This window comes from Vibrio pomeroyi (assembly GCF_024347595.1).
GTDB classification, from domain to species: domain Bacteria; phylum Pseudomonadota; class Gammaproteobacteria; order Enterobacterales; family Vibrionaceae; genus Vibrio; species Vibrio pomeroyi.
On the sequence record NZ_AP025507.1, the window covers coordinates 71,217 to 83,463 of the forward strand.

11 protein-coding genes are annotated in these 12,247 nt (G+C 46.6%); 10 read left to right on the forward strand and 1 reads right to left on the reverse strand.

Annotation, left to right across the window (positions count from 1 at the left end; genetic code table 11):
- Positions 1-135: 135 nt before the first annotated feature.
- Both OCV12_RS16545 and OCV12_RS16550 read left to right on the forward strand, forming a co-directional pair.
- Positions 136-927: a CLCA_X family protein gene (locus OCV12_RS16545; protein WP_261886575.1), complete on the forward strand. Its 792-nt coding sequence runs from the start codon at positions 136-138 to the stop codon at positions 925-927.
- Positions 928-1,032: 105 nt separating this feature from the next.
- Positions 1,033-1,356 carry a DUF4144 domain-containing protein gene (locus tag OCV12_RS16550; RefSeq protein ID WP_261887134.1) on the forward strand — a complete coding sequence of 108 codons (324 nt, stop codon included), beginning with the start codon at positions 1,033-1,035 and terminating at the stop codon, positions 1,354-1,356.
- Positions 1,357-1,448: 92 nt separating this feature from the next.
- On the opposite strand, the gene OCV12_RS16555 is transcribed toward OCV12_RS16550, so the two are convergent.
- The gene (locus OCV12_RS16555; protein WP_017630706.1) at positions 1,449-2,777 is read right to left on the reverse strand and encodes an anaerobic C4-dicarboxylate transporter; all 1,329 of its coding nucleotides are present in this window, start codon (positions 2,775-2,777) and stop codon (positions 1,449-1,451) included.
- A gap of 411 nt (positions 2,778-3,188) precedes the next feature.
- Here OCV12_RS16555 and OCV12_RS16560 point away from each other — a divergent pair, with 411 nt between their 5' ends.
- The 8 genes from OCV12_RS16560 (at position 3,189) to xdhC (ending at position 12,204) form a co-directional block, all read left to right on the forward strand.
- On the forward strand, positions 3,189-3,848 hold the full coding sequence (locus OCV12_RS16560; protein WP_008221043.1) for an HAD family hydrolase: 660 nt from the start codon (positions 3,189-3,191) through the stop codon (positions 3,846-3,848).
- 211 nt (positions 3,849-4,059) lie between these two features.
- Positions 4,060-4,686: an HD domain-containing protein gene (locus OCV12_RS16565; RefSeq protein ID WP_261886576.1), complete on the forward strand. Its 627-nt coding sequence runs from the start codon at positions 4,060-4,062 to the stop codon at positions 4,684-4,686.
- A 56-nt stretch (positions 4,687-4,742) separates the two neighbouring features.
- Complete coding sequence (locus tag OCV12_RS16570) at positions 4,743-5,258, forward strand: GNAT family N-acetyltransferase (protein ID WP_261886577.1); 516 nt, start codon at positions 4,743-4,745, stop codon at positions 5,256-5,258.
- A 107-nt stretch (positions 5,259-5,365) separates the two neighbouring features.
- On the forward strand, positions 5,366-6,052 hold the full coding sequence (locus OCV12_RS16575) for a DNA-3-methyladenine glycosylase I (protein WP_008221039.1): 687 nt from the start codon (positions 5,366-5,368) through the stop codon (positions 6,050-6,052).
- 193 nt (positions 6,053-6,245) lie between these two features.
- On the forward strand, positions 6,246-6,980 hold the full coding sequence (locus OCV12_RS16580) for a GntR family transcriptional regulator (RefSeq protein WP_017630710.1): 735 nt from the start codon (positions 6,246-6,248) through the stop codon (positions 6,978-6,980).
- 523 nt (positions 6,981-7,503) lie between these two features.
- A complete protein-coding gene (gene xdhA / locus OCV12_RS16585; RefSeq protein WP_261887135.1) occupies positions 7,504-8,892 on the forward strand; it encodes a xanthine dehydrogenase small subunit in 1,389 nt (462 codons plus the stop codon).
- Entirely contained in the window at positions 8,885-11,275 is a 2,391-nt protein-coding gene (gene xdhB / locus OCV12_RS16590; protein WP_261886578.1) for a xanthine dehydrogenase molybdopterin binding subunit, read from the forward strand. The genes xdhA and xdhB overlap by 8 nt, the downstream gene beginning before the upstream one ends.
- Positions 11,276-11,322: 47 nt before the next feature.
- Entirely contained in the window at positions 11,323-12,204 is an 882-nt protein-coding gene (xdhC, locus tag OCV12_RS16595; RefSeq protein ID WP_261886579.1) for a xanthine dehydrogenase accessory protein XdhC, read from the forward strand.
- Positions 12,205-12,247 lie beyond the last annotated feature (43 nt).

Below are 12,247 nucleotides of genomic sequence, written 5' to 3' on the forward strand. Positions count from 1 at the left end.
TTTGAAGTAAACTCGACTCATTTTGTTCGGTAATTAGCAGAGAAAAGTGGTAACTTTCTCAGCTTAACCCTGTGTACCAAACAAGATGGCGACTCTGTATTTGCCACCACTTTGCACCCAGCTCCAAGGAATCCTTTGAAGTTAACCCACTTTAAATATAAGACGCGCAAGGGCCCCGACTATCGACATGGCGATCAGGTGTCCTTCATGGACATCAAACAGACCTTCGGTATGGGCAGCATTCGTGTGGGCGCTTGGGTAACGAAAGAAGAGAAAGACTTAGCTGCGAACTTGATATTCGATTCACTAGCAGATTTAGCTTACATCTTGGCTCTGCCACCAGAAGCGATAGGCCTACGTGGCACATTAGGTTTGGCTTTCGGCAGTGGCGGCAGGAAAGGCGTACAAGCACACTATGCACCCAACCAACGAGAGTTAGCACTCGCCAAGAACGCAGGTGCTGGCGCGCTTGCCCATGAATTTTGGCATGCGTTTGACCACTATATCGCTGAAAAGGCATTTGAGATTGGTGATACTTCAGGCCCAAGAAAGCACATCTTATTTGCCACTGACTGTTGGCTGCACGATAGAAAGGTGCGCCCTCATCCATTAAACGAGAGTCTGATGTCTCTGTTTGATGCCACATTGCTCAGTGAGAATAACTTGGATAAACACGATTATGTGGCTCGAAGCGTGATTGCCGACAAAGCAACCTCTGCCCGTTACTTCTCATTGCCAACAGAGATGATGGCTCGCGCTTTTGAATCCGCCATAGAATCTTGTTCAGATATCGAAAACTCGTACCTAGTTGACGGCACGACCAAGCCAGACATGTTCCCTCTCTATCCAGATCTCGCACATCGAGACGAAATCTACGATGCGATGCAAGGCTACTTTGCACCGCTAGGCCGCTCTTTGAGCAAGTAGCTCTTTAAGTAAGTAGCGTTTTGAACAGCAGAACAATAGATGACCCAATTTTCAAAACTGTTTATAGTCGACACAAACTTCACCACACATGATTCAGAGGCAGTAATGATCCGTTGGCCATCTTTGGTAAAACTCGACGGCGATGATGAGCTTATTTACGTCGCATCCGAGAACGATTTTCAGGCAGAATGCTCAGACATGATCTTGGGCGAAGATGATTACCTCATCGATTCTGAAGGTGACAGCTACGCACTTCAATCGAGCTCAAATCAACTGTCTCTCACCAAACGACCTGAGCAGTATTCAGTAGAAAGCGTGACTAAGCTGATACGAAATCATGAGTTCCAGAAAGCCGAAGTGTGCTTGATGAAGATCCACTTCCTAACCATTGAAGAAGCGATTCAGTCGCTGGCTTTTGAGCCACGTTAATATCGCTTTAGATTCGAATCAAAACTTCTAAACAGTACAAACAAAAACAGCGCCAATTTAGGCGCTGTTTTTCATTTCACTTCGTTAACAGATTAAGCGATAAAAATCTGAGCCAGTGCGTAGCCTAAGCAACATGCGCCGACCACGCCGATTAAGCCCACCGACATGAATGAGTGGTTGAAGTACCACTTACCAATCTTGGTTGTGCCAGAGACATCGAAGTTTACGGTTGCGATATCTGATGGGTAGTTAGGGATGAAGAAGTAGCCGTACACAGCTGGCATCAAACCAATCAGCAAGGCTGGATCTAATCCCAAACCAAGGCCAACAGGTAGCATCATACGTGCAGTAGCCGCTTGCGAGTTCACCACAACCGATACGATGAATAGCGCTAGTGCAAACGTCCATGGGTAGTTGGTTACCATTTCCACAATGCCCGATTTGAACTGAGGCATTGCGTATTGGAAGTAAGTATCCGACATCCAAGCGATACCGAAGATAGCGATCGCTGCCACCATACCGGATTTGAATACCACACCATTTGGCACATCACGTGGGTCAGTTTTGGTCGCCAGCAAGATGATACCGCCGAAACAGAGCATCATCATTTGGATGATCACCGACATCTTGATTGGCTTGTCGCCGTCTACGATGGTTCTGATTTCTGGCACCATCGCCACAATAACAATCACAACAATCGACAATAGGAAAATCAATACTGCATTACGCGCAGAGCTTGGAAGCACTTCATCTAAAGATGTCGCAGTGGTGTTTTCAATGCGCTTTTTCCACTCAGGATCTTTTAAGCGCTCTTGATAATCAGGATCGTCGTTCAGTTCTTTACCGCGTTTCAAGCTGTACAGAGAAAGTAACAACGTACCGAACAAGGTTGCAGGTACCGTCACCAATAGAATTGAAAGCAAAGTAATGGAATGTTGGATATCTGAAAGTTGCGCTAGGTAGTACACCACTGCCGCCGAGATTGGCGATGCAGTAATCGCAAGTTGAGATGCAACTGAAGCCGCTGCCATTGGGCGCTCAGGGCGAATCCCGTTCTTCAATGCTACATCACCAATGATAGGCATAATTGAGTAAACAGCGTGACCAGTACCCAATAGGAACGTCATCGAATAGGTGACAAACGGGGCTATCAGGGTGACGCGTTTCGGGTTCTTTCTCAGCACCCTTTCCGCCACTTGCAACATGTATTTTAAACCACCAGCCGCTTCGAGGATCGAAGCACAGGTTACCACCGCGAGAATGATCAGCATTACGGTGACAGGTGGGGATGTTGGCGGCATCTTGAAGATAAAGACCTCAATCACCAAACCAATACCAGAAACAACCCCTAAACCAATACCGCCATACCGAGAACCGATATAGAGAACGACAAGTAAAAATAGAAACTCAAAATACAACATAAGCAACCCTGCTAAAAATGTGGACTAGGGATATTTTGTCTGTATGTTCAATACTTTACTTATTGGTATGTCACACAATTATTGAGCGTTTTAATGGATTGTTTTTTATAAGATTAGGGTCACGATAACGGGCGATTAAGTATCGAAAATGTAATTTTTCACTCAAGTGAAACTCAAGGATTGTTATGCATTCTGATGTTCATTGTTTCTTTTAGAACGCCTGAATCTATAAAATTTAAATATCATAACTAAACGCTATCACCCATTCAGAAACCTATAACGAATTGCGCCTGCTCCCTTAAAATTTTGTAATACAATTATCGCTGTTTTACTGAACTCTAACTCGCCTATCCCAAAGCACTGTGTCAAAATACCCGCCCTTACGATGACAACACATAAAGAACCACGGATATGAATTTTCAAGCTGCTATTTTTGATATGGATGGACTGCTGCTCGACACCGAGCGCCTTTGTATGCAGGTATTTGAAGAAGCATGTCACGCGCAAGGTGTTCCGTTTTTGCAAGATGTTTACCTAGGCATCATTGGTTGTAACGCAAAAACCATCGAACAGATTTTTCGAAATGGCTACGGTGAAAACCTAGACTACCCAGCACTGAACAATGAATGGCGAACCCGCTACAGTGCGATTGTTAAAAACCAAGCGATCCCCGTAAAAGACGGCGTAATTGAGCTGCTTGAATGGCTAAAATCGAACGACATTCCAATCGCGGTGGCGACCTCCACTCAGCTTGATATCGCGAAGAAGAAGCTTGAGCTGGCTGGCCTAGATTCGTACTTCACCTCGTTAAGCACAGGCTGCGAAGTGACTCACGGTAAACCTCACCCAGAGATTTACTTATTGGCGGCTGAGCGCCTAGGTGTTGCGCCTGAAACCTGCCTAGCGTTTGAAGATTCAAACAACGGTATTCGCGCTTCTATGGCAGCCAACATGATCAGTTTCCAGATCCCTGATTTAGTAGAGCCATGTGACGAAGTAAAAGCGCTTGGACACACCATCAGCCCTTCTCTGCATGATGTGTTAGCACAGCTTCAACAAGCTGCAGCTTAAGCTCTCACTTCCGTTGATAATGCTTTTATCTGTCTCCTCCTCAAATACGTAGACAAGCCTCTCTATTAAGCCGACTCACAGAGTCGGTTTTTTTGTTGGTATTCCTTTTATAAAAGATAAAAACTCGCGCTTGAAACTGTTACAGTCGATGTGAAATAAATGCTAGGTAATCAACAAGATTGCTAACGTCTACATATGGAGAAACAGACGCGTGAAGGAAAAGTTTGAAGACCAACTGCTTGATTTTGCACAGCGAGAAATGACACAAGATGCAGCGCACGACATTAGCCACATTAAGCGCGTCGTCAAAACCGCTAAGGCTTTGTGCGTACAAGAACAGGCTAAGCTTGAAGTCGTGTTACCCGCCGCTTACCTTCATGATTGCTTCACCTTTCCTAAGAACCATCCAGACAGAGCCAAAAGCTCACAAATGGCAGCAGACAAGGCGATCTCTTTCCTCAAATCTATCGACTATCCCTCGTCTTATCTTGATGAGATCCATCATGCCATTGTCACGCATAGCTACAGCGCTGACATCACACCTGAAACCATAGAAGCTCAGATCGTCCAAGATGCCGATCGCCTTGATTCCCTCGGTGCAATTGGTATCGCTCGCTGCTTGTATGTGGGTCAGAGCTTTAACGCCGAGCTGTATAACCACGAAGACCCGTTTGCGAATCAACGTAACTTAGATGACAAGCATTACAGCGTCGACCACTTCTACGTGAAGCTGTTTAAGCTTGCTGAAACCATGAATACAGAATCAGCGAAATTAGAGGCCAACAAGCGCACCGATTACATGCGTGGCTTTCTTGAGCAGTTGGGCGCGGAAGTTTAGTGGCTTAGAATTAGCAGCTTAGAAAAAGAGACACGCGATAAGGAAAAGACAAGGATATGGAAATAAACCGCTTTAAAGCATCCGACGCCGACGAGATCGTCACTTGGTTCACATCACTCGAAGACTACGTACTTTGGGGAGGGCGAACCTTTGGTTGGCCGTTAGAAGCCGCCTCCATCATCGAGCGGTCTCAAGAGCCTCAAGTTGAGCTATATACCTTCTCTGAGTCTAGTGCTCTCTCTGAACTGAGTTCGAACGGCAATAACTCAGAACTGATCGGGTTTATGGAGTTTCAACGTATGTCAGACAGTGAACTTCGATTCTGCCGAGTGGCTATTCATCCAAACCAACGAGGCAAAGGGCTTGGGCAATCCATGATAGAAAGTGCATTAGACGCTGCGAAACAAATCCCTGATGTCACCACCATCAGCTTAGCGGTCTTTCAGCAGAATATCGGAGCAAAACGTTGCTACGACAAAGCGGGCTTTCAAGTGGTCGACAAAGAACCAAAGTTCAAAGAATTCAATGGCCACACTTGGCCTCTATATCAAATGGAATTAAAGCTCAGCTAGTTTGTTTTACTCGGCTTGATCGTTTTAATTAACGGAATGATTTTAATTGCCAGATTTGACCCCATATTATTAAACATTGGCTACACAGATGTAATTTGGAACCTTCAATGACCCAGGAAAAATTCGACACCATTTATCAACGAGCTGCTCACCGTAAAGGCGGCGCAGCAGAGCTCGAAAAGATTGTTCGTGCGCCTCTTTCACAAGCCGAGTTATCACAAATCACCGACGACCGTTGGCTTGCAGCCTTTACCGAGAAGGTATTCCAGTGTGGTATTTCGTGGAATGTGGTGAGGAAGAAATGGCCGCAATTTGAAGAAGTGTTCTTTGAGTTCGACATCGAAAAAATGCTGATGCTGCCGAATGAGATGTGGGAGCAGAAAGCGCAAGATCCACGCATTATTCGCCACCTCACTAAGGTGATGACCATCCCTGCCAACGCAATGATGATCCACAATGCTAAGCGTGAAGCCGATTCCTTCTCACAAATGGTTGCCGACTGGCCATCAGAACGCATTACAGAACTGTGGGATTACCTGAAGAAACACGGCAAGCGATTGGGTGGTAACACCGGTGCTTACACCTTGCGCCAAATGGGCAAAGACACGTTCATCTTGTCTTCTGACGTAGAAGCGCACCTGCGCAGTACCGATGTGGTTGATAGCGGTCGCAACACCAAACGAGCACAAGTCGCGGCAAGTAAGGCTTTCAACGAGTGGCAGCAGCAATCAGGTCGTACCCTGAGCGAAATAAGCCAGATCGTCGCCTATAGCTGTGGCGATAATCGCGTCTAGTTCAAGAAGAATGGCTTAAAGCTTTAGATTGCACACAGTTCACTGCAAACTAAATGTTATAAGTCATTAACAAATAAGCGTGCATCGCACTTTCATCCGGTGGCATTGTATAGATAAATGTATACAATATAGAGTAACACTCATGAATTATTCTCGACCAACCCAACTCGACTAAACAAGGGCCCTTATCTCTATGACAGCTCTCAAAAATTCTGTCTCCAAAGGTGTAAAAACAAAAGTAACAGGCCAGACTCAAGACGATGTTGTTTACTGCCATATCTTCGACGCGATACTAGAACAAAGGCTTCCACCAGCCACCAAATTAAGCGAAGAAGCGTTAGCAGAAATCTTTGGCGTTAGCCGCACGATCATTCGCCGTGCCTTATTGCGTCTCTCTTTAGAACAAGTTGTGGTGATCCGTCCAAACCGAGGTGCCATGATTGCTGCGCCAACGGTAGACGAAGCCAAACAGATATTTAAAGCGCGTGAAGTGATGGAGCTTGCTATCACAGAGCTTGCAGTGAAAAACGCAACCAAAGCTCAAATCGAAGAGTGCAGAAAATTGGTCGCGAAAGAGAACTGCGCCTTTGACCAAGGTGACTACGGTTCTGGATTACGCTTGTCTGGTGAGTTCCACATCAAACTGGCAGAAATGGCAGAAAACGCACCACTGCTTGCCTTCCAGCGCAGCCTAGTGTCGCAAACCTCACTGCTGATCGCTCAATACGAAACAGGTAATCACTCGAACTGTTCTTTGGATGAACACGAAGGGTTACTTGATGCGATTGAGTCTGGCGATGAAGAGCAAGCCGTCGAGTTGATGAAAGAACACTTGAGCCACATTCGTTCGAAGCTCAACCTAGACAGCAGCACCGCATCGAGCGACCTGCATGTTGTGTTCTCAGATTTGCTTAAGAACAAGTCATAATCGCTTCTATAAGCTATTAATGACTAACTGCTAATAGTCTCTTGTTAACAACAATCAGTTAACAAGACGGGAGAGAAGTAAGCCTCTGCGTTTACTTCTCTTTTTTTATGCTCTCCCCATAATGATAGACGCGAAGATCGGCGCATTTCACCTCAAAACACTCTTAATTCTGAGCAGAATAGTGCTCTTATCCTCTATAGCATTTGCTCCCTAATGCCATAATTCTTGTCTTTATTTTGTATACATAACCATTAATTCATTCACACCACAAAACTCAGCACTTCCAATTTAAATCCCAATAAAACAAACAACTACAGACAAAATTAAATTGTACACAATCCACCAAAGAGCAATGTTGTTGCATTTTTGTAAATAAATAGTTGACCGCAGGGTCAAGATGGATAATTATTGACCTAGAAGTCAAAAAGAATACACATGGAAAAATGTCGATTTACAAGGAGGTCTCTTGATTACTTTTTTGCTCAATCAGGAAATAAGACGTGAAGACAATCTGTCGCCGAATATGACAGTGCTCAACTACCTTCGTACCAAGGTTAATAAAACAGGTACCAAAGAAGGTTGTGGGTCCGGTGACTGTGGCGCATGTACCGTCGTTTTAGGTGAAGTGGTGGATGGACAACTGCAATACCGCTCGGTGAACTCTTGCCTTACGTTCGTTTCAGCGCTGCATGGTAAACAGCTAATCACAGTAGAAGATCTACAAAACCGAGATAAGTCACTGCACCCTGTACAGAAAGCGGTGGTTGATTTTCACGGTTCACAATGTGGTTACTGCACGCCGGGCTTCATCATGTCGATGTTTGCGCTAGGCAAGAACAAACCCGATGCGAGCAAAGAAGACGTCATGGAATCACTGGCGGGTAACCTATGTCGCTGTACGGGCTACCGACCAATTGTTGATGCTGCGATGTCGCTTTCAACAGACCAACCTTTGATCGACCAATTTGCTGAACTTGAACGCAACACCATCAAGAAGCTAGAAGATATTCAAGACACTGAAGCCAACTTACGCCTTGGTCACCTCACCGCTTTTTCCCCGAAAAGCACGGATGAGTTGGCCAAGCTTTTTCAAGCGCATCCGAACGCGAAGCTGGTTGCTGGCGGCACGGATTTAGCACTGGAAGTGACACAGTTCCATCGCGAGATAGAAACACTGATCAGCGTAAACCTTGTTGAAGACATGAAGGTGTGCGAAGAAACCGACACCGATTTAATCATTGGTGCCAACCTACCTATCAGCGATTCTTACGCACTACTGAAAAAACACTACCCAGATTTTGGTGAGCTACTGCACCGCTTTGCTTCCCTGCAAGTACGTAACCAAGGCACCATTGGCGGTAATGTTGCCAATGCTTCACCTATCGGTGACACCCCTCCTCTACTGATTGCCCTTAACGCAAAGATCAAACTTCGTTGCGGTGATGAGTCACGCACCATGCCGATTGAAGATTACTTCATCAGCTACAAAGTGACGGCGCAAAAAGAGAGTGAGTTCATAGAACAGATCATCATTCCTAAGCCAACTAACGACAGCTTCCGAGCTTACAAGCTGTCGAAACGTTTAGACGATGACATCTCTGCGGTGTGTGGTGCGTTCGATATTCAAATTGAAGATGGCAAGGTGTCTTACGCTCGTATCGCCTTTGGTGGTATGGCTGCAACGCCTAAGCGCGCGGCGCGTTGTGAAAACACGTTATTAGGCAAACAGTGGACAGACGCTAATATTAAGTTAGCGATGCAGGAACTGTATAACGACTTTGAGCCGCTATCCGATTTCCGTGCAAGCCAAGAGTACCGTTCATTGTCGGCAGCAAATATGTTGCGTCGCTACTTCATTGAACAGCAGAACAAAAACAACCAAATCGAAACAAGGGTAACGTCTTATGTCTAATTCAAACAAGCATGCGATGACCCACGAAGAGATGGTTACCATTGCAAAACAAGACCTAAAAACTGGCGTAGGCAAAAGCGTAAAACACGACAGTGCAGCCAAGCAAGTAACGGGCGAAGCGGTATACATTGATGACCGCCTAGAGTTCCCAAATCAGCTGCATGTCTACGCACGCCTGAGCACTCAAGCGCACGCTAACATCACCAAGATAGATTTATCACCGTGTTACGAATTCGAAGGCGTGGCGATTGCCATTCAAGCCAAAGACGTACCAGGTGAACTGGATATTGGTGCCATCCTACCAGGTGACCCACTGCTTGCAGACGGCAAAGTAGAATACTACGGCCAACCTGTGATTGCGGTAGCAGCCAACGATTTAGAAACCGCACGCAAAGCCGCACACGCTGCGATTATTGAATACGAAGAGCTACCAGCCATTCTTGATGTAAAAGAAGCGTTGGCAAAAGAGCACTTCGTAACAGAAAGCCACACTCAACAGCGTGGTGACTCGAAAGCCGCACTGGCAAAAGCAAAACACGTGATCTCTGGCGACCTAGAGATCGGCGGACAAGAACACTTCTACTTAGAAACCCAAATCAGTAGCGTGATGCCCACTGAAGATGGCGGCATGATCGTTTACACCTCGACACAAAACCCGACTGAAGTTCAAAAACTGGTTGCGGAAGTGATTGGCGTACCGATGCACAAAGTCGTGATTGATATGCGTCGTATGGGTGGTGGTTTCGGTGGTAAAGAGACTCAAGCGGCCTCTCCAGCATGTATGGCTGCGGTTATTGCTCACCTTACAGGCCGACCTACCAAAATGCGTCTGCTGCGTAATGAAGACATGCAGCAGACCGGTAAACGCCACCCGTTCTACAATCAATACACAGTCGGTTTTGACGACAATGGTGTGATTCAAGGTGCCGACATTACCGTTGCAGGTAACTGCGGTTACTCACCAGACTTATCAAGCTCTATCGTCGACCGTGCAATGTTCCACTCAGACAACGCTTATTACCTAGGCGATGCAACTGTAGTGGGTCATCGATGCAAAACCAATACAGCATCGAACACCGCTTATCGTGGCTTTGGTGGCCCGCAAGGCATGATGACCATCGAACACATCATGGACGAGATTGCGCGTTACCTGAAAAAAGATCCTTTGGAAGTACGTAAGGCGAACTACTACGGCGAAGAAGGCCGTAACGTAACCCATTACTACCAAACCGTTGAAGACAACTTTTTACCTGAGATAACCGAACAGCTTGAACGCAGCAGTGACTATCACGCACGTCGTAAAGAAATCGCTGAGTTCAACAAGCAAAGCCCTATCTTGAAGAAAGGCCTAGCGATCACACCCGTGAAATTCGGCATCTCGTTTACTGCGACTTTCTTGAACCAAGCAGGTGCGCTCATCCATATCTACACCGATGGCAGTATTCATTTGAATCACGGTGGTACGGAAATGGGGCAAGGCTTGAACATCAAAGTGGCACAAATCGTTGCACAGGAGTTCCAAGTCGATGTCGAACGTATCCAGATCACCGCTACAAACACAGACAAAGTTCCGAACACATCACCAACCGCAGCCTCATCGGGCGCCGACCTCAACGGTAAGGCCGCGCAAAACGCCGCAATAACCATTAAGCAGCGCCTGATCGACTTCGCTTCTTCACACTTCAAAGTGTGGCCTGAAGAGGTGGTGTTTAAGAACGGCATGGTGCAGATCCGCGATGAGATCATGACCTTCAACTCGTTTGTTGAGCTGGCTTGGTTTAACCAAATCTCGCTATCGAGCACGGGCTTCTACCGCACTCCAAAGATCTATTACGATCATGAGAAAGCGCGCGGCCGCCCGTTCTACTACTACGCGTATGGCGCATCTTGTTCAGAAGTCATCATCGATACTCTAACTGGCGAGAACAAAATTCTGCGTGTCGACATTCTGCATGACGTAGGCGCTTCACTGAACCCAGCGATTGATATCGGCCAAGTCGAAGGTGGCTTTGTGCAAGGTGTCGGTTGGTTAACGACAGAAGAGTTGGTGTGGAACCAACAAGGCCGCTTAATGACCAATGGCCCAGCGAGTTACAAAATCCCTGCGATTGCTGATATGCCGATTGATTTCAGAACGCACCTGTTGGAAAACCGCAGCAACCCAGAAGATACTGTCTTCAACTCGAAAGCCGTGGGTGAGCCCCCTTTCATGTTGGGTATGTCGGTATGGAGCGCACTGAAAGATGCGATTAGCTATGTCGCTGTCGATGGTGCGATTCCTAAGCTCAACACACCAGCAACGCCAGAGCGTATTCTGATGGCGATTCAGGAAGTGACTGAAACGGCTCCGACTTCGGTCGATGCACAATCAGAAACGGCTTAGGGCGTAATAAACAGCTTAGGAAGCATAGAAGGGATTTAGGAGGACATATGTTTAAGGATAATTGGATTCACGAACTGGCAAAACTGGAAGAGAACTACGAGCCATGTGTAATGGTGACGGTTCTTGAAGACAGAGGCTCAGTGCCGCGTGATGCGGGTACCAAGATGCTTGTCACTCGTGACCGAATCATCGCTACGATTGGTGGTGGTCACCTTGAACATGTGGCCACTAAAATGGCGCGCGAAATGCTGATTGCCAGCGAAAAATCACTCAAAGTGGAACGCTTCAACCTAGGTGCTCGTTTAGGCCAGTGTTGTGGCGGTATGGCTACATTGAGCTTTGAACCAATAGGCACTCAACAGAATCACCTTGTGTTGTTTGGTGCAGGCCATGTGGCAAAGGCGCTGCTGCACATTGTTGCGACCCTGCCCTTCCGTGTGACCTGGATTGATGAACGCGAAGAAGTATTCCCTGAAACGCTGCCACACGGTGTGAAAAAGCTTGTATCAGACGATCCAGTCGGCGAAGTAAAACACATGCCGCCGAACAGCTATTACCTAGTGATGACCCACAATCACCAGCTCGATTTCGATTTAACCAAAGCGATTATCGACCGTGAAGACAGCCGTTACTTTGGCATGATTGGTTCGCTCACTAAACGTAAGAAGTTCGATTTCCGCTTAGAGCAACGTGGCTACAGCCAAGAACAAATTGAAACAATGGTTTGCCCGATTGGCATTAGCACCGTGAATGGCAAACATCCGGCTGAAATTGCGGTATCGGTTGCGGGTGAACTGATCGCACACTATCAAGGCCAAGCGCTTGAACAAAAGCGCCCAACCAAACAATATCGAAATCAGGATTTGACCGATCAACACAGTCAACCAAGCGATGTAGGCGAACCACCATTGGAAGAGAAGATCGCCTAATAAAAGTCGCAAAGCTTCAGCGGCCATCACGTCGCTGAAGTCA